The sequence below is a fragment of the Sphingomonas sp. HF-S4 genome (assembly GCF_032911445.1).
Lineage (GTDB): Bacteria > Pseudomonadota > Alphaproteobacteria > Sphingomonadales > Sphingomonadaceae > Sphingomonas > Sphingomonas agrestis.
This window is the reverse complement of the sequence record NZ_JAWJEJ010000001.1, coordinates 2955422-2977334: the sequence shown is the minus strand read 5'-3', so window position 1 is coordinate 2977334 and position 21913 is coordinate 2955422. Positions and strand designations below refer to the sequence as shown.

The following is a 21913-nucleotide window of genomic DNA, read 5'->3' as shown; positions in this document are numbered from 1 at the left end:
AAGATATGATGTTCCCGATCGGAAGGAAGCGTTGTGGCCGCCGCAACCCGCAGGTTGCCACATTACTCGGCCTGGCGTCGGCGACGATGTTCCTGGTCGCAGCACTGCTCCATCGCGAGCATGGCGCGCATTGGCCAATCGCGGTGGCCGGGGTGGTCTGTGTCGGGCTGGTCGCCGTCGCGCTGTTCCGCCTCGCCGCGCTCAATCGCGACGGGCGCGGAGGATGAAGTCCCGCCGCGACGAATCCGCTCGCATCCGTGATTGGTACCGCGTCCGCCCCGGCTATTGGTTCGCCCAGAAGCGCTATGGCTTTGGCGTGGTGCCGGCGGCCTGGCAGGGCTGGGCGCTGGCGATAGGGACGATGCTGATCGCGGGCGCGATCGCCAAGCTCACCGAGCGCAGCGCGCTCTACCAGTTGCTGTTCCTGCCGCTGTTCGCTGCCGCGCTTTGGCTGTGCTGGCAAAAGACCGATGGCGGCTGGCGCTGGCGGTGGGGCGAAAGGGACTAGCCCAGCGCTTCCTCCAGCAGCCGCGCGAGCCTAAGCCCGCCCTTGACGACTTGCTGCCGCGCCGGTTCGATCAGCTTCTCGATCTTGGCCTCGTCGAGCGTCGCGCGCTGCGGCGCCGGCCCGCAGGGATCGCCATAGGCGCTGCCATAAACGACGTCGCGCGCGACCTGCCAGCTATCCCTGCTCCAGTCCTCGACGCTGCCGCCGTTCATCGCCGCGCGCTCCTGCGCCGAATAGACCCGCACCAGCGAAGGCTGAGTCGAGATCGCGCGCTCAGCGAGCAGCCCGTCCCATATCGAATGGAGGTTGAGCCGCTCGGTCGAATAGATACCGTAGGTGGATTTCGCGCGGTTGCCGCCCAGGTCGCCGCGGTCGCCCGCGTGGAGCGGCTGGTGGAGGTCGCCGACGAAGTGGACGAGGAACGCCAGCGCCATCACCCGCTCGCGCACCGGCACTTTCCGATCCTTGAGCAGCTTCGCCGCGCGCTCGATCTGCGCCGATACGCAATTGCCGTCGGGGCAGTTCGACTTGACGTCGAACGGCTTGCACACGTTCACGTTCTGATAATGCCAGTTATAGGCATAGCTGAAGCGCGGGCCGAGCTCCTTGATGCAATCGGGCCAGACGCTCGCTTGCTCGATCGTCCGCGCCGGGCAGGTCGGCGTCTCGAGCAGCGCCTGGTGCTTGAGCAGCCCGGCGATCTCGGCGCGCACCGCCGGCGTCACGTTGCGATAGGCGATCGCGGCGACCGTCTCGTGGCCATATTCCCAATAAGCCGCGGCGGGCGTGGCGAAGCCGATTAGCGCCAGCAGCGCGAGAAGTTTGCGAATCATGCTTCCGCCTTACCCAATCCTCTCCCGGAGGGGGAGGGGGCCAACGATTCATCGGGAGCGCACAACGGTTGCGAGGGGCCGCGAGGACGTGGGCGCAGGCCGATCAGCGGACGCAGCCAGCCGATCCGGCTGCCGAGTCCATAGAAGGCTAAGCAGGTGGCAAGCGTACCGGACAGCAGCAGCATGAACTCGGTGAGCGGCGCCAGCCCCAGCGGCAGGCTGTACCAGGCGATCAGCACGATCGCCGGATGGTGGACGATGTAAAAGGGGAATACCGCTTCGGCGAGCGGCTTGCGCCAGCGGTGATCGCGGTTCCACCAGGTCTCGGCGATGTGGAACAGGACCAGGATCATCGCCCATGCCATCGCTACGCGTGCGGCGCGATCGAGCGCCATCATTGCGTGCGGCGGGACAGCGGTCCCTGGATAGGCGCGCTCGATCGCGACGATCGCCGCGCCCGCGACCGCCGCCAGTACGACCGCCGGCTTCCAGACTCGCTTTATTGCCGGCCAGAGTTGCGGCGCACCCGCGAGTGCGAAGCCGAACAGGAATATCGGCAGGTACTGGCTGTGGCCGCCCCAGTCGCTGACCAGCCCCTGGCGCTCCGCGACGACGAACAGCAGCGCGAGCCGCAGCGTCGCCAGCGCGGCGACCGGCACCCAGAGCATCCGGATGCCCTGTGCCAGCCAGTCGGCGGCGCGATCGAGGAAGCCGAGCACCGCCGAACCGCGCCAGGCGATCGCAGCGGCGAGCAGCAGCGTGTAGGCAGCGAGATAGGCGACGAACCAGAGATGCTCCCAACTGGGGAATTCGCGGCCGTAGAAGCTGCCCGCCCGCCAGTAATCCACGGCCCAGAAATGGAGGTAGGCGTGCGGGTATCCCATCTCCATCACCCGCACCCACATCTCGACCGGCACGACCACCGCCATCCCGAACGCCAGCGGGACCAGCAGCCGCGACGCGCGCGAACGGGCGAAGGGCAGTGCCCCGCCCGAGCGATCGAACAGTTTGCGCGAAGCATAGCCCGAGACGGCGAACAGTAGCGGCAGCCGCCACGGCGTCAGCAACGCCATCGGCGCGATCAGCGCAGGATAGGCGCGCGGCGTGTGAATCACCCAGGCCCAGGGCGCGAACACCATCGCGACATGATAGACGATCAGCAGCCCGAACGCGGCGATGCGCAGCCAGTCCATCCCATAGTGGCGGGAAGCCTGGGGACTGCGGGTAGTCGCGCGGTGCGCCGTCAAAGCCTGTTCCTTGGGCACTCGCGCCTTTCGCGACGGGGCCGGCAGGTCTATATGCCGGCCAGCGTAAGCAAAGCGTTAGCAAGGAAGTCCATGTCTCTCCGCCCCTGGCGCGATATCGCGCGCCGTCAGAGCCGCCAGATCATGGTGGGCAACGTCCCCGTCGGCGGCGACGCGCCGGTGACGGTGCAGACGATGACCAATACCGCGACCAGCGATCCGCGCGCGACGATCGACCAGATCCGCCGCTGCGAGGACGCCGGAGCCGATATCATCCGCGTCTCGTGTCCCGACGTGGAGAGCACCGCGGCGCTGAAGCAGATCGTCCGCGCCAGCCGCGTGCCGATCGTCGCCGACATCCATTTCCACTACAAGCGCGCGCTCGAGGCGGCCGATGCGGGCGCCGCGTGCCTGCGGATCAACCCCGGAAACATCGGCAGCGCCGACCGCGTCAACGAAGTCGTCAACGCCGCCAAGGCCAACGGCTGCGCCATCCGGATCGGGGTCAACGCCGGGTCGCTCGAGAAGGACCTGCTCGAGAAATATGGCGAGCCGTGCCCGGAAGCGCTGGTCGAGTCGGCGCTCGATCACATCAAGCTGCTTCAGGATCGCGACTTCCACGAGTTCAAGGTCGCGGTGAAGGCGAGCGACCTGTTCCTCGCGGTTGCCGCGTACCAGCAACTCGCCGACCAGGTCGATTGCCCGCTGCACCTGGGCATTACCGAGGCCGGCGGGTTCGTTGGCGGGACGGTCAAGTCGTCGATCGGGATCGGCAGTCTGCTCTGGTACGGCATCGGCGACACGATCCGCGTCAGCCTCTCGGCTGAGCCCGAGGAGGAAGTGCGGGTAGGCTTCGAGATCCTCAAGGCGCTCGGCATCCGCAACCGCGGCGTTCGCGTCGTTTCGTGTCCCAGCTGCGCGCGCCAGGGCTTCGACGTGATCCGCACCGTTCAGGCGCTGGAAGAGCGGCTCCAGCACATCCGCACCCCGATGAGCCTCTCGGTGCTCGGCTGCGTGGTCAACGGACCCGGCGAGGCGCGCGAAACCGATATCGGCATCACCGGCGGCGGCAACGGCAAGCACATGGTGTACCTCTCGGGGATTACCGACCACCATGTCCAGGACGCCGACATGGTGTCGCACATCGTCAAGCTGGTTGAGGCCAAGGCAGCGGAGATCGAGGCGGCGAGTGAAGCCACATCCGTGGCGGCGGAATAGCAAGCATGCCGCTGGGGGACTCGATACCGGCATGATCCGCTGACCGTGGCGCGCAACCAGGTTCCCGCCGCGTTCGCCGCGGCGTGTCTCGGCATTGCCTTTTATGCGGTGATGGACGCGGTGATGAAGGCCGTGTCGATCGAGATCGGTGCGTACAACATGCTGGTCTGGCGGATCGGAGTCGCCGTGCTCCTCACGGGCGGTCTCTACGCGTTCACGCGGCCCGCGCTCCCGGCACGCAGCACGATGAAGGTGCATTTCGGCCGGTCGATCCTCGTCGCGGCGATGGCGAGTTCGTTCTTCTGGGGAATCGTCCGCGTGCCGCTTGCCGAGGCGATCGCCTTGTCGTTCATCGCACCGCTGATCGCGCTCGGGCTCGCCGCCTTGTTCCTCAAGGAGCGCATCGGCGCGCAATCCTTGTGGGGATCGCTGATCGGGCTTGGCGGGGTGGCAGTGGTCGTCGCAGGGCGCATCGGGGGCACGCACAGCCATGAGACGGTGCTGGGCATGGCCGCCGTGCTGTTCTCGGCGGTGGTCTATGCCGCCAACCTCGTCGTCGCGCGGCACCAGGCGCAGCTCGCCAGGCCGCTCGAAATCGCCTTCTTCCAGAACCTGTTCGTGCTCGGCCTGCTCGGGCTCGCGGCGCCCTGGTGGCTCGCGGTTCCGGCCGCAGAGCACTGGCCGGGGATCGGCGCCGCCGCGCTGCTCGCGATCGTCTCGCTGCTGCTGCTGTCCTGGGCCTATGCTCGCGCCGAAGCGCAGGTGCTCGTATCGGTCGAATATACGGCGTTCATCTGGGCTTCGCTGATGGGCTGGTGGATCTTCGGCGAGAAGCTGACTGCGGCCACGATCGCGGGCACGCTGCTGATCGTTGCGGGCTGTCTGATCGCGGCGCGCAGGCAGGGCGGCCGCGGCGCTGCCCCCGAAGCGGAGACCGTACTTCCATGACCCAGATCCGTCCCGCCACCGCCGCCGATGTGCCGCTGATCCTGAGGCTGGTCCGCGAGCTCGCCGAATTCGAGCGCGAGCCCGACGCCGTCGAGGCGACCGAGCCCATGCTGGAAGCCGCGCTGTTCGGAGAGCGGCCGGCAGCCGAAGCGGTGATCGCCGAGCTGGGCGGCGAGGCGGTGGGCTTCGCGCTGTTCTTCCAGAACTTCTCGACTTGGACCGGGAAGCCCGGGATCTATCTCGAGGACCTCTACGTCACGCCTGCGGCGCGCGGGGCGGGCGTTGGGACCGCGCTGCTCCGGCACCTTGCCGGCCTTGCGCTCGATCGCGGCTGCGGGCGCTTCGAATGGTCCGTGCTCGACTGGAACGAGCCGGCGATCCAATTCTACCGTGCGATGGGCGCCGTCGGCATGGACGAATGGCGCGTCCAGCGCGTCGCAGGGGACGCGCTCGCCCGGCTGGCGGGGCTATAATGGCGCTCGACGAGGGGCTGGTCGATTGGGTGCGCGAGGCGCTCGAGCCGGCCGGGAGCGTGACGATGCGCCGGATGATGGGCGGCGCGACGTTGTACCTGGACGGCGCGGCCTTCGCGATCGTCACGTCGGATGGCGTGTTGCGCTTCAAGGCCGATGCCGAGACCGATGCGCGCTGGGACGCGGCCGGGTGCGACCGCTTCACCTATCAATTCGCCAATGGCCGGATCGGCACGATGAACTATCGCCGCGCGCCCGACGACGTTTATGACGACGCCGATACGCTGCGCGAATGGGCTGGGCTGGCCATCGCCGCCGGGCAGCGTGCCCCGAAGAAGAAGCCGAAGAAGCGGTAGGTCTCCCGCTATCCTCCCAGCACGTTGATCGTAAACGCGACGATGCCAAGGTTGAACACGAATGCCGCGAGGCAATGCAGCGTGACGACCTTGCGGATGCCGCGGTCGGTGACGCTGACATCGCTGGTCTGGAAGGTCATGCCCAGGCAGAAGGCGAAATAGACGAAGTCCCAATAATCGGGCTCGGGCTCTTCGGGGAATTGCAGCCCACCCGCATCGCCGCCGTCGTCGGCGCGGTAGTAGAGATGGGCGTAATGCAGCGCGTAGATCGTATTGCTGAACACCCAGCACAGTACCAGCGTGCCGACGATCAACCCGATCGAACGGGCATCGGGCGACCGCGCCTGCATCAACTCGCTGGCCACCGCGACGAGGACGACGAGGCTCACGGCCAGGGTAAGGAACAGCAGCAGCAGTCGGTTGGCGTCGTTGCGGCTTGCCGAGCGGCGCATGTCGTCCGAGCGGTGGCGCAGCAGCGGCAGCGCCGAGAGCAGGAAGACCGTGGCGCCGGCATCGAAGCCGATCATCACGCCGGTGCGCAGGCCCAGCATCGAGATCGCTGCCAGCGAAGCAGCGGCAGTAACTGCGAGGAACAGCAGGAAGCGCGGTGGCGCGATCTGGTTGCCGATGCCGGGCGGGGTGGGGGTGGCCATGGGGCGAGCCTAGAGGCTGATCGAGGCGCGTGGAAGCAAACTGTACTCCGGCGAAGGCCGGGGCCAGGTGCAAAGGTCTCGAGAGACGGCGCTATTTCTGCTGCGTTCGCCGAACCTGGGGCCCGGCCTTCGCCGGGGCCCAGGTCAAGCAATAGACCTTGGGTCAGCCCTGCGGCGTATCGACGCCGGTCGCGTCGACCGATTCCTTCGCCGCCGCCTTGTCGCTGTTGTAGCGCTCGATCGCTTCCAGGGTGATCCGGCGCGCATCTTCTGCGCCGCCCCAGGTGCCGATGCGCACCCACTTCTTCTTCTCCAGGTCCTTATAGTGGGTGAAGAAATGCTCGATCTGCTCCATCACGATGCTGGGAAGGTCGTCCTTTTCCTCGATGTCCGAATAATAGGGAAAGGTCTTGTCGTCGGGGACGCAGACCAGCTTCTCGTCGCCGCCTGCCTCGTCCTCGAGGTTGAGCACTGCGATCGGGCGCGCGCGGACGACGCAGCCCGGGATGAAGGGCGAGCGCGCGATCACCAGCGCGTCGAGCGGATCGCCGTCGGGCGAGAGCGTATGCGGCACGAAACCGTAATTCGCCGGATAGCGCATCGGCGTGTGGAGGATGCGATCGACGAACAGCGCGCCGCTGGCCTTGTCGAACTCGTACTTGACCGGCTCGCCGCCGGTCGGGACTTCGATGATCACGTTCAGGGTATGCGGCGGATTCTCGCCCACCGGAATCAAGTCGATGCGCATTAGGGACCTTGCTTGGTTGGCGCCCCGCCCCGTCTCAGCGGGGCTGGAGCAACTTGTCGAGGCCAGCCTCTCCCGTGGCCGTCTTCACGAGGTGCGGATAGCGAAGCCCATCGTGATAGTCGATGGCGACTTCGCGGTAGCGATCGCCGCTCTTGAGGAGCAGCTTGATCGGCTCCTTGCCGCCCTTGGCCTGCTTGACGGCGTCCTTCAGGCGGTCGCCGGTATAGCCGCGTCCGTTGACCGCGACGATCTCGTCGCCGAGGTCGATTCCCGCGTCGAACGCGGGGCTATCCCAGGCGACGGTGGTGATGCCCTTGGCACCCAGTGTCAGGCCGAGCGAGTATGCGAGATCGACGGTGGTCTTGGGCGTCGCCTTGTTGGGCTCCTCGGTATAGACCAATTTATAGCCGTTGCGCTCGAAGCCGCTCAGCGGCGCGCGCGAAGACACATGGTTGACGCGCTGGTCGAGCAGCGTGCGCCAGTCATAGGGTTGGATCGCGTTGAGGGTGCGGACGACGTCGTCGAAGGTGTAGGTGACCTGGCCGTAGTCGCCGTCGCGACCCTTGAAGAACGCCTGCGCGAAATCGTCGATCGACTTGGTGCCGCGCGACTGCTCGCGCAGGATCGAATCGACTTCCATCCAGATCAGCAGGCCTTCGTTGTAATAATCCTCCGAGCGCTGCCAGCTTACCCAGCCCTTGGGTGCGCGGGCGCTGATCACCGGATCGTTGGTGGTATCGCCCATCGGCCGCCATTCGCGTGCCTTGCGGTTGTCGAGGCTCGCCATGATCGAAGCATAGGATTCGAGCGTGTTGTCCTTGGTCACCAGCCCCGAGCGCGCCTGGAGGACATAGCCCCAGAATTGAGTCTGGCCCTCATAGACCCAGAGCAGCGAACCACGCGTGGGGGTGCGGTAATCGGGCGCCCACAGATCGGCGCCGCGGCGATACTTGCCGTCCCAGCTATGGGTGAATTCGTGCGGAAGCAGGTTGCGACCGGTCGGGTTGTCGTCCCACTTGATGAAATAGCCCGGCTTCACGCCGTTCTCGGAGCTGCGGTGATGCTCTAGCCCGATCCCGCCGAGCTCGTCGCTGATCGAAAGCAGGAAGTGATACTGGTCGTATTGCTGCGACCCCATCGCTTTGACTGCCTGGTCGACGAGGCGCTTGTGCGCCTCGATCTGCTCGGGCTTGGCCTCGAGCTCCTCGGGGCTGTCGGCGAACACGTCGAGCGTCACGCGCGGGCTCAAGGGGAAGGCGCGATAATAGCGTCCGGCGACCACCGGCGAATCGACCAGCACTTCGTAATTGGTCTTCTCATAGGTGTAGGTCGAGCCGACCGCCTTGGACGGCAGCCCCGATGCGGCCGACCAGCCCTCGGGATATTTCACCTTGGCCTGGACCGGGATTCGGCGGACGAAATAGCCCGCCGGATAGAGGCTCATCGAATTGAACTGCAGGCTCATCATCGCCGGAGTCATGACGATGCGGCCCTGGTCGGCGACGGTCGCCGAGGCGAACTGGAATTCGAGATCGAGCTTCTTCGCGCCGCTCGGCACGTCGATATGGAAGGCGAACACATCGACCGGATCGCGCTTCCACGGCACTACCTTGCCGTTGGCGCGGATCTGGAGGCCGGTCAGCTTCTCGATCTCACCGCGGGGGCCGTGCTTACCGGGCAGCCATTTCGGATAGAGCAGCACCATATGGCCGCTCTTGGCCACCGGGATCGTCTGCTTGACGCGGAAGATGCCGCGCTGGGTATCGGTCGCGTCAACGTCCAGCAGCAAGGTGCCGGGATAGGCGATGTCGCGCGCTTCCGGGATGCTGTTCTCGATCGGCACTGGCTGGGGCGCTGAAACCTGGGCGAGCGCGGGTGCGGCGGAGGCAAGGAGCAGGGCGGCGGCGGAAAGCGCACGGAGCATAGATGGAGCGACCTCATCGGAGGAAGGGATGGCGGCTCTTAGGCCGTTGGAATGGCGGCGGTAAAGGGGGCGGGGAGCGTCTTATCCTTCACTGCTCCCTAACCATTGCGGGCTAGATGTTTCGGCCATGTATCACGATCCCGCATTGGCCCGTGGCGCCAAGGCCGATCCGCGCCCGCGCTCGGCAGTGAGCGGTGGCGTCGGATTGGCCGGCCTGGCGGGAATGACCGCCTGGGTATTGGCCGCGCACTGGTTCGGCATGGCCGGGCCCTATGCCGCGCTGGTCAATGTCGTCGCCTGCGCGCTGCCGATGGTGGTGTGGTCGCTGGTCGTCGACAAGGTGCACCGCAATCCCTCCACCGGCATCGACTGGAGCCTGAAACGGCCCTGGCGTGAGACGCTCGATATTTCGGTGACCAAGCTCACCGGGCTGTGGCTGACATGGGGCGCGATCGCCGCGATCTATGCGCTCGGGCGGGTCTGGTGGGACACGCGCTACGCCAATTATCCTTTCGCGATGCAATGCTTCACCGTCGCGGCGCCGGCGCTGTTCGTGCTGTCGGTGCCCTATGTACTTTGGCTCGACCGCAAGCTGATCGAGCCGCGCGACGGCGCCTGGGCGCTCGGCGCCTGGGCGATGGGGGCCGAGGGCTGGGACGCCGAGGCGATCTTCAATCATCTGCGCAGCTGGGCAGTGAAGGCGTTCTTCCTCGCCTTCATGGTCGCGATCGTGCCGCCGGGATTTGCCGAGTTCGTGTCGATCGATCCGCGTGCGGTGCTCGACGATCCGGTCAAGCTGGCGATGTACTGCGTCACCTTCATGTTCGTGATAGACGTGGCGTTCGCCACTGCCGGGTACATCCTCACCTTCCGCCCGCTCGACGCGCATATTCGCACCGCCAACCCCTATGCCGCGGGCTGGACCGCGGCGCTGATCTGCTACCCGCCCTTCCTGCTGATGGGGAATGGCGGCCCGCTCGACTATCACCAGGGCAGCGCCGACTGGTCGTACTGGTTGGGCGGCGCGCCCTGGGTGCTGCCGGTGATGGGCACGGTGCTGGTCGGGCTCACAGCGATCTATGCCTCGGCGACGATCGCGTTCGGGCTGCGCTTTTCCAATCTCACGCATCGCGGGATCCTGACCCACGGCCCCTATGCCTGGTCACGCCACCCGGCATACCTTTCGAAGAACATCTTCTGGTGGCTCTCGACCATGCCCTTCCTCGCCACCACCGGCTGGCACGACGCGGTGCGCAACGCCGCGGTGATGGCGTGCGTCAGCGGGGTCTATTACTGGCGGGCGCGGACCGAGGAGCGGCATCTCGGCGGCGATCCGGCGTATCGCGAATATTCGGCCTGGATGGCGCGCAACGGCGTAGTGCCGCGGCTGTTTGCGCGGCTGAGATAACCGTCAGAACTTCGCTTCTTCGTAGACCCGCGAGATATCGCCAGCCCAGTCGCCGTTGAAGCGGTCGAGCAGCATCTGCGCCGGCACCTTGCCGGTGCGGACGATCTCGCGCAGCGGATCGAGGAAGCCGCTCTCGTTATCACCCGAAGCATTGAAGCGCGCGCGGGCGTTGAGCCCGGCTGCGGCGATATCGAGCACTTGGCCAGCGATGTCCTTGAGCGTGCCGCCGCCAGGAATCGGGGCGTCGAGCGCGAGCTTTGGCACTGCGCTGCGCAGCGCCTCGCGCTGCTCCATCGACCAGCCCTTGACCAAGTCCCAGGCCGCATCGAGCGCCGCGCCGTCGTAGAGCAGCCCAACCCAGAATGCCGGCAGCGCGCAGATCCGGCCCCAGCGCCCGCCATCGGCGCCGCGCATTTCGAGGAACTGCTTCATCCGCACTTCGGGGAAGGCAGTGGACAGGTGGTCGGCCCAATCGTCGATCGTCGGCTTCTGCCCCGGATAGGCAGGCAGCTCGCCACGCAGGAAATCGCGGAAGCTCTGCCCGGCGGCGTCGATATATTTGCCGTCGCGGTAGACGAAGTACATCGGCACATCGAGCGCGTAGTCGGTGTAGCGCTCGTAGCCGAAGCCGTCCTCGAACACGAAGGGCAGCATGCCGGTGCGTGCCGGATCGGTGTCCGACCAGATATGGCTGCGGAAGCTCAGGAAGCCGTTGGGCTTGCCCTCGGTAAAGGGCGAATTGGCGAACAACGCGGTCGCCAGCGGCTGCAGCGCGAGCCCGACGCGGAACTTCTTGGCCATGTCGGCTTCGCTGGCATAATCCAGGTTCACTTGGATCGTGCAGGTGCGCAGCATCATGTCGAGCCCGAGCGTGCCGACGCGCGGCATGTGGCGCAGCATGATGTCGTAGCGGCCCTTGGGCATGATCGGCAGCTCGGCGCGGGTCTTGTCGTGCCACATGCCGAGGCCGAGGAAGCCGATGCCGAGCCGGTCGCCGACTTCCTTGACCTGTTGGAGGTGACGCCCGGTCTCGGCGCACGTCTCATGCAGGTTGTCGAGCGGGGCGCCTGACAGCTCGAACTGGCCGGCGGGCTCGAGGCTGATCGCGCCGTCGGGACCCGAGAGCGCGATGACGTTGTCGCCCTCGTAGATCGGCTTCCAGCCAAACTGCGTCAGGCCGATCAGCAGCGCGTGGATGCCACCGGGTTCCTCATAGCTGGGCGCGCGGTGGTCCGGCGTCTTCCAGTAGACGAACTTCTCGTGCTCGGTGCCGATCTTCCAGCGCTCGGCGGGCTTCTCGCCGCGGGCGAAATACTCGACGAGCTGGGCACGGTCCTCGATGACCGCTGCGTTGCTGTTCGAAACGGTCTTCGTGCTCATGCGCGGGCCTTTAGCTGCGCAGGGGGACCCACGCCAGTGCGATTTTCATACCGTTCGGTCACCAATCCCCGGCCGTTGCCATCCAAAGACTTACCGCCGCCGCCGCCGCGGTTTCGGCGCGCAGGATGCGCGGTCCGAGCCCGATCCCGACCGCGGCGGGGTGCGCGCGGATCGCGTCGCGCTCCTCGGCATCGAAGCCGCCTTCGGGGCCGACCAGGATCGCCGCGGGGCCCTTGTGCGCCTGCATCGCCTGCGCCGCGGGAGTGCCGCCGGTCTCGTCGGCGAAGAACAGCGTGCGGCCCTCGGGCCAGTCGCGCAGCAGCGCGGGCAGCTTGACGGGTTCGACCAGCTCGGGAAGCGCGGTGCGGCCGCATTGCTCGGCGGCCTCGATCATGTGGCTGCGCAGCCGATCGAGGTTGAGCTTGTCGACCACCGCGCGGCGGGTGAGCACCGGGGCGAGCCGGGCGACGCCAAGTTCGCAGGCTTTCTCGGCAACCCAATCGACCCGGCCCTTCTTGATCGGGGCGGCGCACAGCCAGAGGTCGGGGACGGGCTCGCGCTCGCGGAGCTTGTCGGTCACGTCGAGGACGAGGTCGCGCTTGCCCACTGCCTGGGCGATGCCGAGCCATTCGCCGGTGCGATCGTCGAACAGCTTGACCGGATCGCCGGCCTTCATCCGCATCACCTGGATGAGATAGTGCGCGGGCGGGCCGTCGATGCGGAGAGGCCCGGGCGCGAGCTCGGTCTCGACGAACAGGCGCGGAGTGGACTGCGGCGGCCAGGCGGGGGTTGCGGGCATGGCCAAGCCGTACTGCGCGGGGCCGCCGGCGTCACCCCCGAGTCGCGTGGGGACCTGTAGGATTTGCCGCGCTTAACTTCGCACTTTGCGCATTTTTTCATTCCAAAATTTGCGTGGCGTTGAAACAGTGTTGCGCCTCATGGAAAGCGACATCTGCACCGTTCAAAGAGCGTGGCGGCGAGGCTGGCACGGCAAATCCTACATTGCCACCGAGGAATCCGGATTGTCGCAATCAACCGGCTTGATCTTTGCCCGTCGCAGGCGAAGACGGGCGCATGACAGCGCAGCAAATCGTACCCGATACCGAGCATCGCGGGCTTGTGGGCATGCTGCCCACCGCTTTGCGCCCGTTCGCGCTGCTCGCGCGGTTCGATCGACCGATCGGCTGGTGGCTGCTGTTCTGGCCCAGCGCCTGGGCGATCGCGCTCTCCGGCAACGCGATCGCGCGCTGGGACCTGGTGCTGTGGTTCCTGCTCGGCAGCATCGCGATGCGCGGCGCGGGCTGCGTATATAACGACATCGTCGATCGCGACCTCGACCGGCAGGTCGCGCGTACTGCCAGCCGGCCGCTGGCGAGCGGGGCGGTATCGCTCAAGGCGGCCTGGGCGTGGCTGCTCGGCTTGTGCGCGATCGGGCTGGTGGTGCTGGTCCAGCTGACTCCGCTCGCGGCGGGTGTGGCGGTGGGCAGCCTCGCGCTGGTTGCCGCCTATCCGTTCATGAAGCGGATCACCTGGTGGCCGCAGGCGTGGCTGGGTTTGGTATTTTCCTGGGCGGCGCTGGTCGGCTGGGCCGAGGCGCCTGCTTGGGGCTGGGTGCCGGGGTTGCTGCTGTACGCTGGCTGCATCCTTTGGGTGATCGGCTACGATACCATCTACGCGCTGCAGGATGTCGAGGACGATGCGCTGGTCGGCGTGCGTTCGTCGGCGCGGCGGCTGGGGGGGCAGGTCCGCGCCGGGGTTGCCGGCTTTTACGCGGTGGCGCTGGCGTTTTGGGGCGCGGCATTCTGGCAGCTCCGCCCCGATCCGCTGGCGCTGCTCGCGCTGCTGCCGATGGCGTTGCACCTCGGCTGGCAGGTGGCGACTTTGGTGCCGGCCGACGGCGCCAACGCGCTTCACCGCTTCCGATCGAACCGCAATGCCGGGCTGCTGATGTTCGCGGCATGCTTTGTTGTCGGCCAGACACTTTGACGTCGGGCAGGCGGCTCCCTAAGTCGCTGCGATGCTGACCGAGTCCCAAGCCTGCGAACGCGTCCACGATATCGTCGATCGCGCGCGGGCGGCCGGCGCCGAAGCGTCGGACGCGGTGTTCGCCGCGGATCGCTCGCTCTCGGTATCGGTGCGGATGGGCGCGCTCGAGGATGTCGAGCGCTCGGAAAGCGAGGAACTCGGGCTGCGGGTATTCGTCGGGCAGCGCTCGGCGAGCGTGTCGACGTCGGATCTCAGCAGCGACTCGCTCGATGCGCTGGTCGAGCGCGCGATCGCGATGGCGCGCGAGGCGCCCGAGGATAAATGGGCCGGGCTAGCGCCGCACGAACGGCTGCTGCACGGCAGCCCGCCGTTGCTCGACCTCGACGACGGCGCCAACGAACCGCCCGAAGTGCTCAAGGCGCGTGCGCTGGCTGCCGAGGATGCGGCGCGCGCCGTCGAGGGCGTGACCAACAGCGAGGGCGGCAGCGCCGGCGCGAGCCGCTCGCTTGTCGCGATCGCTACCAGCCACGGCTTCACCGGCGCCTATGCCCAGACCAGCCACGGCGTCTCGGCAAGCGTTCTCGCGGGAGTCGAAGGCGCGATGGAGCGCGACTATGCGCATCACAGCGCGCGCCACGCGGCGATGCTCGAATCGCCTGAGGCGATCGGCCGACTCGCCGGAGAGCGCGCGGTGGCGCGGCTCGATCCTGCCAAGGTGCCGAGCGGGGCGATGCCGGTGGTGTTCGATCGCCGGGTGTCGGCGGGGCTGGTCGGGCACCTGCTCGGCGCGATCGGCGGCGCTTCGATCACCCGGAAAACCAGCTTTCTGCTCGATTGCCTGGGCAAGCAGGTCTTCGCCAAGGGAGTGACGATTTGCGATGATCCGCACCGCCCGCGCGGGTTGCGCTCGCGGCCCTTCGACGGCGAAGGGTTGCCGGTGCTACCGCTCAAGCTGGTCGACCAGGGCATGCTCGAGACCTGGCTGCTCGACAGCGCCTCGGCGCGGCAATTGGGGCTCGAGCCCACCGGCCATGCTGCGCGCGGCGGCGCGGGCGCGCCCGGCGTGGCACCGAGCAACCTCTATATGCAGCCGGGCAATATTCCGCCCGAGACCCTTGTCGGCGAGATCGACCGCGGCATACTGGTCACCGAGCTGATCGGGCAGGGCGTCAACGGCGTCACCGGCGATTACAGCCGCGGTGCCGCGGGGTTCCTGATCGAGAAGGGCGAGATCACGCGCGCCGTTTCCGAGATCACGATTGCGGGCAATTTGAAGGACATGTTCCTGGCGCTCACCCCCGCGAACGACCTGGAATTCCGCTACGGGATCAACGCGCCGACGCTGCGCATCGACGGGATGACGATCGCCGGTGCATGACCTGGCGGCCAAGGTTGCGGAGATCACCGCCGACGCCGGGCGGTTCGCGATCAAATTGTGGGATACCGATTTCCGGCGCTGGGAGAAGTCGCCGGGCAATCCGGTGTGCGCCGTCGATCTCGAGGTGGATGGGATGCTGCGCTATCGGCTCGGCGAACTTCTCCCCGATGCCGGCTGGCTCTCCGAGGAGACGATCGACAATGCCGCGCGATTGGATGCCGAGCGGATCTGGGTGGTCGACCCGATCGACGGTACGCGCGACTATTTACGCGGGCGGCCCGGCTGGTGCGTCTCTGTCGCGCTGGTCGAGAAAGGGCGGCCGGTGATCAGCGTGCTCGACGCGCCGGCGCGCAACGAAGTGTGGACCGCCACGGCGGGGCAGGGCGCTTTTCGCAACGGCGAGCGGCTTCGGGTCGCCGAACGCAGCGAGCTTGCCGGCGCGCGGGTGCCCGCCGACCAGCTTTCGAAGGTCGATCGCGACTTGGCGATGGTCGCCAGGCCCAATTCGATCGCGCTGCGGATCGCGATGGTCGCTGCGGGCGAAGCCGATCTGCTCGCGACGATCCGCTGGGGCAACGAATGGGACATCGCCGCCGCGGTGCTGCTCGCACAGGAGGCGGGAGCGGCGGTGAGCGATGCGTTCGGGCGGACGCTGGGTTTCAACACCCCCAAGGCCGAGGCGTTCGGGGTGCTGGTGACGGCGCCGGGGATTCATGCTGCGGCGGTGGAGCGGCTGCGCGAGCGGGCTGAGGCTGGAGTGGGGCGGGCCTAGGGCGTATCGACATTCAGGCCCGCAAGGGCTGACCGAGCATTCGATCCTCCCCCGGAGGGCGAGGGGGACCGCGAGCGGTGGAGGGGTAGTCTCCGCAAGCGACATCGCTCGTGGAGACTACCCCTCCGTCAGCCTTCGGCTGCCACCTCCACCGCCGGGGGAGGATCTTCTCTTCGCGGCACTTGCTGAATGTCACACAACCTAGTGTCAGCGCACCGCCACTGCGATCAGCGCCGTCGAAGGCACGGGCAGCACATCGCGCCCATCGGCGCGGCGGTACACTTCGTCGATCACTGCCTGCTTGTCGGCGGGTTCCAGCGCGCCCCAATCCTCGCTCAGCCCGAATTGGGTCTCGGGATCGAGATCGGTCATCCGCAGCAGATAGTCGCTGGTCATCGTCTCGATCGCCGGCGCCGCAAAGCCCGCGGCGACCATCTCCGTCGCCAGCCGCGCGGGGTCGCCGAGCACCGTCACGCCTTCGGGCAGGCCGGTGCGCCATTCGCGTGTCGGGAACAGGTCGCGCACCACGTTGCCGAGCAGCAGATGCGTCGCGGCGCCCTGGCTCTGCCAGGTGGCGACCACGCCGTGCCCGCCCGGCTTGGTGACGCGCGCCATTTCGGCGAGGCCCTTGCGCCAATCGGGGAACAACATCACGCCGAACACCGAGAAGACTGCGTCGAACGACGCATCGGGCAGATCGAGCGCCTGGCCATCCATCGTCCGGCCTTCGAGATTGGGCAGCCCGTGCGCGGTCGCCCGCGCGACCATGCCGGGCGAGAAGTCGGTCGCCAGCACCTGCGCGCCCGCCCAGGCGGCCGCGAGCGCCAGCGCGCCGGTTCCGGTCGCCACGTCGAGCAGCCGAGTCTGCGACGTTATCGGCACGCGTGCCAGCGCGGCTTCGGCGAAGGGCGCAGTGAAAGGGTGCGCAGTCTCCTCATACTGCTTGGCCATCTCGTTCCAGCGATCGGGGTCGTTCATTCGGCGCATTCCAACACTCCTGCGAATCATGTAACATCAAATGTATCATGATGCATGCCGCTTGCCAAATACGGCGTGGGGGCCAAGGAATTGCCGATGCGACGCGACAGCCGCCTATCCCGGATGCTCCATGTGCTGCTCCACATGGCGCGGCACGACGGACCGATGACCTCGGACGCGATCGCGACGATGCTGCGAACCAACCCGGTGGTGGTCCGCCGGACGATGGCCGGGCTGCGCGACGCAGGCTATGTGCGGTCGGGGAAGGGGCATGGCGGCGGTTGGGTGCTCGCCGCCGATCTCGATACGATCTCGCTGCTCGACGTGCATCGCGCAGTGGGTGGCCCAGAGATATTCGCGATCGGCAGTGAAAGCGGGCCGACGCACTGCCTGGTCGAGAGACTGGTCAACGAATCGCTGGCGGATGCGCTGAGCGAGGCCGAGAAGCTGCTGATCGCGCGTTTCGGAGCGGTCAGCCTCGGCCAGCTCGCGCGCGATTTCGACGCGCGTTACTGCGGGCCGTTGCCGACCTCGTCGCCCTGATATTTGATCTGGAGATAGCGGCCGCGCGTCGCGAGCAGGTCGAGATCGCCCTGGGCGAGCTGCGCGGACATCTCAGCGATTTCGTCGTCGATCACCTGGAGGCCCTGCGCAAGCTGCTGGTCCGGCGTCAGCCCGTTGCGCTCGACGCGGCGGAGCGGTTCGGGGACGCGGGCATAGCCCTTGATCAGTTCGGGCAATTGCTCGCCCACCAGTTTCCGGACTTCGCCCGCCGCGGGCGACTTCTCGTCGAGCAAGGCGAGCTGGGGCGCGAGGAACTCGAGCTTCACCCCGATCGAATCGACCAGCCCGTGGACCGGCGCTGGGAGGGCGGCGCGCTGGGTGTCGAGCCAATGCTCGGTGGTGCGCGGCAATGCCTTGAGCGGGATCTGCGCGAGTTGCTCGATTTCGGGGGCGCCGCCGCCCGCGGGCAAAGCGGCGAAGAAGATCGTCGCGACGATCAGCAGCAGCGCGACGAGCATCGCGCCCATGATCCCCAGCGGCGCTACCGCCAGCGCGAAGACGATCGCGCCGGCAATGATCGCGCCATCGGCGATCGCGATCCGCGTCACCCGGCGGACCACTTCGGCCTCGCGGCGGCGGCGCAGGCGCTGGTCGGCCGCGTTCGCCGGCGCACGGGCGCGGCTGCGCTCGATCAGCTCGTCGGCACGCGCGCGCAGGCGATCGACATCGGTCACGGGCCTACATCGCCTCCAGCTTGAACGTGTCGGCCGAACCGCCGCCCTGGTTCTGCGCGGCGCCCTCGGCGCGGGCGATATAGCCCTTCGACTTCTCGACTTCGTTCGAGAGCGTGTTGACCGTGGTCTTCATGCTGTCGAGCGCCTTCAGCTTGAAGGTGTCGATCGCGTCCATCGTGTCGTAGATGTTCTGGAATGCGCGCTGGAGCGTCTCGACCGGAATCGTCGAGCTCGCCGCCTGCTCGTGGATCGACGCGGTGTTGCTCTTGAGCAGCGCACCGGTCGAATCGATCAGGCCCGCGGTGGTGGTGTTGATCGCGGTGATCTGGTCGAGCACCAGCTTCTGGTTGGTCAGCGCCTGCGCGACGGTGACCGCGGTGCGCAGCGCCGAGACGGTCGTGGTCGAGGCGCGGTCGACGCCCTTGACCAGCTCGACATTGTTCTTCTTGACCAGATCGAGCGCGAGATAGCCCTGCACGGTCACTGCCATCTGGGTGAGCAGGTCCTGGGTGCGCTGGCGGACGTAGAACAAAGCGGTCTCGCGCAGCGCCTTGGCCTTGGCGGGGTCGCTGTGGTCGAGCTCGTTGGCCTTGTCCTCGATCTTGGCGTCCATCGCCTTGGACAGATAGATCATCTGCTCGAGCCGACCCATCGCGTTCCACAGGTTCGCCCGCTCGGTATCGATCGCGGCATTGTCCATCAGCAGCTCGTCCTTGCCGCTGGCAAGGCTCTTGAGGATGCCGTTGATATGGCTCTGCGACGACTGGTACTTGCGGAAATACTGCTTGAGCGGCGAACCGCCGAACAGCTTCGAGAGGAAGCCGTCATTCCCGCCGATCAGCTTGCCGTTGCGGCCGGGATCGAGCTCCTCGACGGTTTTCCGGAGCTGGAGCAGATCGGCACCGACGCCGGTATCGTTGCCCATCGCGCGGACCGGTCGATCGAGGAAGCGGTTCGACTGGCCCGCCGCGTCGCGGATCTCCTTCTGCCCCATCGCCGCGATCGCATCGACGCGCTTGCCGAATTCGGGCGAGTTGACGTCCTGCGCGACGAGATCGTCGATGAAGCCGTCGACGCGCTTGTCGAGCTCGGTCTTCTTGGTGTCTTCCACCGGCACCAGCCCCGCGGCCTTTTCGGGCGCGACCACCGGCACGGGATCGGGCGGCGTCAGTACCAGGTCCTTTTCGGCCAGTGCAGTCTCGGTCGCCATTCGTAACCCTCCAACGCTGTCGCGACCCAGCATAGGGGCTTCGCGGCAGCTATCCAAGTGTGTCAGTTAGATAGTACACTATGCGGCATGCGCCAAGGTCAGCCGCGCGCCGCCTTGAGCGCGTTTCCCCACCAGGCGATCTCGTCAAACCCGTGGCCGAGCCACTTGAGATCCTTGTCGTCGCCGGTGAAGACGCCCTCCTTCACCTTGCCCCACACGCCCATGATGTGGACCGAGCCCTCGAGCGGCGCCATCTGCAGCTCGCGCGAGATGCAGGTGAGCAGCTCGATCGAGCGCGCCGCGCCGTTGCCGCCATAGCCGACATAGGTCACCGGCTTGCGGTTCCACTCGGCATAGACGAAGTCGAGCGCGTTCTTGAGCACCGCGGGCGGGCCGTGATTATATTCGGGGCAGATCAGAATATAGCCATCGGCGCTGGCGACCTTCTCGGCCCAGCGGCGCTGGAGCGGATCGGTGTAATTCCCCTTCGCGGGCGGATCGCGGAATGCATAGAAGGGCAGATCCCAATCCTTGAGGTCGACCAGCTCGCAGTCGAGCTCGGGCCGGCCCGCGGCCTGCGCGCATACCCACTTGCCGACCGGCTCGGCCATTCGGCCTTCGCGGACGCTGCCCAGGATGACGAGAATCTTCAATGGTTCGCTCATGTAGTGATCCCTAGCGGTGCTTGCCCTTCCCGCAACGCACAAATTGCGCTAAGGGCGCCCGCGCAACCGCCTTTCGCGGCCAATCAGGATATACGCATGAACCTCCGCAACGTGGCGATCATCGCCCACGTCGATCATGGCAAGACCACGCTCGTCGACCAGCTCTTCCGCCAGTCCGGCACGTTCCGTGACAACCAGCGCGTCGAAGAGCGCGCGATGGATTCGAACGACCTCGAAAAGGAGCGCGGGATCACGATTCTCGCCAAGCCGACCTCGGTCGACTGGGAAGGCACCCGCATCAACATCGTCGATACGCCGGGCCACGCCGATTTCGGCGGCGAGGTGGAGCGCATCCTCTCGATGGTCGACGGCGTCATCCTGCTGGTCGATTCGTCGGAAGGCGCAATGCCGCAGACCAAGTTCGTCACCGGCAAGGCACTGAAGCTCGGGCTGCGCCCGATCGTGGTCGTCAACAAGATCGACCGTCCGGACGAGCGCATCCAGGAAGTGCTCGACGAAGTGTTCGATCTGTTCGTGTCGCTCGACGCGACCGACGAGCAGCTCGACTTTCCGGTGCTCTACGCCTCGGGCCGCAACGGCTATGCCAATGAGGACCCGACGCTGCGCGAGGGTACGCTCAAGCCGCTGTTCCAGAAGATCGTCGATCACGTGCCGCCGCCCAAGGTCGAAGTCGATGGCACGCCCTTCACCTTCCTGGTGACGCTGCTCGACCGCGACAACTTCCTCGGCCGCATCCTCACCGGCCGCGTCAATTCGGGCGTGGTCAAGGTCAACCAGCCGATCCATGCGATCGACATGGACGGCAAGGTCATCGAGACCGGCCGCGCGTCGAAGATCATGTCGTTCCGCGGCCTGGATCGCGTGCCCGTCGACGAAGCCAAGGCAGGCGACATCATCTCGCTCGCCGGCCTGACCGTCGCCACCGTGTCGAACACCATCGCCGACACGTCGGTTACCGAGGCGATCCAGGCGCAGCCGATCGATCCGCCGACGCTGTCGATGCGCTTCGCCGTCAACGATTCGCCGATGGCGGGCCGCGAGGGCAGCAAGGTCACCAGCCGCATGATCCGCGACCGCCTCGAGCGCGAAGCCGAGTCGAACGTCGCGATCAAGGTCACCGAGAGCGAGGACCGCGACAGCTTCGAAGTCGCCGGCCGCGGCGAGCTTCAGCTTGGCGTGCTGATCGAGACGATGCGCCGCGAGGGCTTCGAGCTCGGCATCAGCCGCCCGCGTGTGCTGTTCCGCGAGGACGAGGACGGCAAGAAGACAGAACCGTACGAAACCGTCGTGATCGACGTGGACGATGAATATTCGGGCACGGTCGTCGACAAGATGAACCAGCGCAAGGGCGAGATGACCGACATGCGTCCGTCGGGTGGCGGCAAGACCCGCATCACCTTCTCGGCGCCGTCGCGCGGCCTGATCGGCTATCACGGCGAGTTCCTGTCGGACACCCGCGGCACCGGCATCATGAACCGGCTGTTCGAGAAGTATGGCCCGCACAAGGGCCAGATCGAAGGCCGCAAGAACGGCGTGCTGATCTCGAACGGCAACGGCGAGGCGCAGTCCTACGCACTCGGTCCGCTCGAAGAGCGCGGCATCCTGTTCGTCGGCCATGGCGAGGCGCTCTATGAGGGCATGATCGTCGGCGAGAACGCCAAGACGGATGACCTCGAGGTCAATCCGATGAAGGCCAAGCAGCTCACCAACTTCCGCGCATCGGGCGGCAAGGACGATGCCGTCCGCCTGACCCCGCCGAAGAAGATGACGCTCGAGCAGGCGATCGCCTATATCGACGACGACGAGATGGTCGAAGTCACGCCGACCAAGATTCGGCTGCGCAAGCGCCACCTCGATCCGCACGAGCGCAAGAAGGCGTCGCGGGCCAAGCAGGCAGCCTGAAGTATTTGATATGAAAAGAAAGGCGCTGGAGGAAACTCCGGCGCCTTTTGCTTTGCAGGTGTGCCGGCTC

Annotated in this window: 23 protein-coding genes; 12 read left to right on the top strand and 11 right to left on the bottom strand. The window is 66.7% G+C overall.

Annotation, left to right across the window (positions count from 1 at the left end):
• Positions 1–5 precede the first annotated feature (5 nt).
• Together RZN05_RS13515 and RZN05_RS13510 are read left to right on the top strand one after the other, a co-directional pair.
• Positions 6–227 (top strand): hypothetical protein, encoded by a 222-nt coding sequence (locus tag RZN05_RS13515; RefSeq protein WP_317227125.1) that lies wholly within the window; start codon positions 6–8, stop codon positions 225–227.
• Complete coding sequence (locus tag RZN05_RS13510) at positions 224–508, top strand: hypothetical protein (RefSeq protein WP_317227124.1); 285 nt, start codon at positions 224–226, stop codon at positions 506–508. The genes RZN05_RS13515 and RZN05_RS13510 overlap by 4 nt, the downstream gene beginning before the upstream one ends.
• On the opposite strand, the gene RZN05_RS13505 is transcribed toward RZN05_RS13510, so the two are convergent.
• Positions 505–1341, bottom strand: coding sequence for a S1/P1 nuclease (locus RZN05_RS13505; protein WP_317227123.1), 837 nt, complete (start codon positions 1339–1341; stop codon positions 505–507). The genes RZN05_RS13510 and RZN05_RS13505 overlap by 4 nt on opposite strands.
• Positions 1338–2588 carry an acyltransferase family protein gene (locus tag RZN05_RS13500; protein ID WP_317227122.1) on the bottom strand — a complete coding sequence of 417 codons (1251 nt, stop codon included), beginning with the start codon at positions 2586–2588 and terminating at the stop codon, positions 1338–1340. The genes RZN05_RS13505 and RZN05_RS13500 overlap by 4 nt, the downstream gene beginning before the upstream one ends.
• Positions 2589–2678: 90 nt before the next feature.
• Here RZN05_RS13500 and ispG point away from each other — a divergent pair, with 90 nt between their 5' ends.
• The 4 genes from ispG to RZN05_RS13480 are packed head-to-tail and all read left to right on the top strand — an operon-like array spanning position 2679 to position 5580.
• A complete protein-coding gene (gene ispG, locus RZN05_RS13495) occupies positions 2679–3803 on the top strand; it encodes a flavodoxin-dependent (E)-4-hydroxy-3-methylbut-2-enyl-diphosphate synthase (protein ID WP_317227121.1) in 1125 nt (374 codons plus the stop codon).
• A 45-nt stretch (positions 3804–3848) separates the two neighbouring features.
• Positions 3849–4751, top strand: a complete 903-nt coding sequence (locus RZN05_RS13490; RefSeq protein ID WP_317227120.1) for a DMT family transporter — start codon at positions 3849–3851, stop codon at positions 4749–4751.
• On the top strand, positions 4748–5224 hold the full coding sequence (locus RZN05_RS13485; RefSeq protein WP_317227119.1) for a GNAT family N-acetyltransferase: 477 nt from the start codon (positions 4748–4750) through the stop codon (positions 5222–5224). Before RZN05_RS13490 ends, RZN05_RS13485 begins: the two co-directional genes overlap by 4 nt.
• Positions 5224–5580 carry a TfoX/Sxy family protein gene (locus tag RZN05_RS13480; protein ID WP_317227118.1) on the top strand — a complete coding sequence of 119 codons (357 nt, stop codon included), beginning with the start codon at positions 5224–5226 and terminating at the stop codon, positions 5578–5580. Before RZN05_RS13485 ends, RZN05_RS13480 begins: the two co-directional genes overlap by 1 nt.
• A gap of 8 nt (positions 5581–5588) precedes the next feature.
• On the opposite strand, the gene RZN05_RS13475 is transcribed toward RZN05_RS13480, so the two are convergent.
• The 3 genes from RZN05_RS13475 to RZN05_RS13465 all read right to left on the bottom strand — a co-directional run bounded on the left by RZN05_RS13475 (position 5589) and on the right by RZN05_RS13465 (position 8905).
• Positions 5589–6233 carry a DUF1345 domain-containing protein gene (locus RZN05_RS13475; RefSeq protein WP_317227117.1) on the bottom strand — a complete coding sequence of 215 codons (645 nt, stop codon included), beginning with the start codon at positions 6231–6233 and terminating at the stop codon, positions 5589–5591.
• Positions 6234–6396: 163 nt separating this feature from the next.
• Positions 6397–6981, bottom strand: a complete 585-nt coding sequence (gene ppa / locus RZN05_RS13470) for an inorganic diphosphatase (protein WP_317227116.1) — start codon at positions 6979–6981, stop codon at positions 6397–6399.
• A gap of 34 nt (positions 6982–7015) precedes the next feature.
• Positions 7016–8905: a M61 family metallopeptidase gene (locus RZN05_RS13465; RefSeq protein ID WP_317227115.1), complete on the bottom strand. Its 1890-nt coding sequence runs from the start codon at positions 8903–8905 to the stop codon at positions 7016–7018.
• A gap of 127 nt (positions 8906–9032) precedes the next feature.
• On the opposite strand from RZN05_RS13465, the gene RZN05_RS13460 reads away from it, so the two are divergent.
• Positions 9033–10313 carry a methyltransferase family protein gene (locus RZN05_RS13460; RefSeq protein ID WP_317227114.1) on the top strand — a complete coding sequence of 427 codons (1281 nt, stop codon included), beginning with the start codon at positions 9033–9035 and terminating at the stop codon, positions 10311–10313.
• 3 nt (positions 10314–10316) lie between these two features.
• On the opposite strand, the gene RZN05_RS13455 is transcribed toward RZN05_RS13460, so the two are convergent.
• Positions 10317–11693: a glutamate--cysteine ligase gene (locus tag RZN05_RS13455; RefSeq protein ID WP_317227113.1), complete on the bottom strand. Its 1377-nt coding sequence runs from the start codon at positions 11691–11693 to the stop codon at positions 10317–10319.
• Positions 11694–11751: 58 nt separating this feature from the next.
• Entirely contained in the window at positions 11752–12492 is a 741-nt protein-coding gene (locus RZN05_RS13450; protein WP_317227112.1) for a 16S rRNA (uracil(1498)-N(3))-methyltransferase, read from the bottom strand.
• 275 nt (positions 12493–12767) lie between these two features.
• On the opposite strand from RZN05_RS13450, the gene ubiA reads away from it, so the two are divergent.
• From ubiA to RZN05_RS13435, 3 genes are read left to right on the top strand one after another with little or no spacing between them, the layout of a single operon-like run.
• Entirely contained in the window at positions 12768–13679 is a 912-nt protein-coding gene (gene ubiA, locus RZN05_RS13445; protein ID WP_317227111.1) for a 4-hydroxybenzoate octaprenyltransferase, read from the top strand.
• 31 nt (positions 13680–13710) lie between these two features.
• Positions 13711–15057, top strand: a complete 1347-nt coding sequence (locus RZN05_RS13440; RefSeq protein ID WP_317227110.1) for a TldD/PmbA family protein — start codon at positions 13711–13713, stop codon at positions 15055–15057.
• A complete protein-coding gene (locus tag RZN05_RS13435) occupies positions 15050–15829 on the top strand; it encodes an inositol monophosphatase family protein (protein WP_317227109.1) in 780 nt (259 codons plus the stop codon). Before RZN05_RS13440 ends, RZN05_RS13435 begins: the two co-directional genes overlap by 8 nt.
• Before the next feature lie 207 nt (positions 15830–16036).
• Here RZN05_RS13435 and RZN05_RS13430 read toward each other — a convergent pair whose 3' ends face one another.
• The gene (locus RZN05_RS13430; protein ID WP_317227108.1) at positions 16037–16807 is read right to left on the bottom strand and encodes a class I SAM-dependent methyltransferase; all 771 of its coding nucleotides are present in this window, start codon (positions 16805–16807) and stop codon (positions 16037–16039) included.
• Positions 16808–16903: 96 nt separating this feature from the next.
• Here RZN05_RS13430 and RZN05_RS13425 point away from each other — a divergent pair, with 96 nt between their 5' ends.
• Positions 16904–17350 carry an Rrf2 family transcriptional regulator gene (locus RZN05_RS13425; protein ID WP_317227626.1) on the top strand — a complete coding sequence of 149 codons (447 nt, stop codon included), beginning with the start codon at positions 16904–16906 and terminating at the stop codon, positions 17348–17350.
• On the opposite strand, the gene RZN05_RS13420 is transcribed toward RZN05_RS13425, so the two are convergent.
• From RZN05_RS13420 to RZN05_RS13410, 3 genes are all read right to left on the bottom strand, one after another.
• Complete coding sequence (locus RZN05_RS13420) at positions 17317–18045, bottom strand: hypothetical protein (protein ID WP_317227107.1); 729 nt, start codon at positions 18043–18045, stop codon at positions 17317–17319. The genes RZN05_RS13425 and RZN05_RS13420 overlap by 34 nt on opposite strands.
• Before the next feature lie 4 nt (positions 18046–18049).
• Entirely contained in the window at positions 18050–19255 is a 1206-nt protein-coding gene (locus tag RZN05_RS13415) for a toxic anion resistance protein (protein WP_317227106.1), read from the bottom strand.
• 98 nt (positions 19256–19353) lie between these two features.
• Positions 19354–19920: an NADPH-dependent FMN reductase gene (locus RZN05_RS13410; protein ID WP_317227105.1), complete on the bottom strand. Its 567-nt coding sequence runs from the start codon at positions 19918–19920 to the stop codon at positions 19354–19356.
• A gap of 96 nt (positions 19921–20016) precedes the next feature.
• On the opposite strand from RZN05_RS13410, the gene typA reads away from it, so the two are divergent.
• Positions 20017–21843 (top strand): translational GTPase TypA, encoded by a 1827-nt coding sequence (typA, locus tag RZN05_RS13405; RefSeq protein WP_317227104.1) that lies wholly within the window; start codon positions 20017–20019, stop codon positions 21841–21843.
• Positions 21844–21913: the final 70 nt, after the last annotated feature.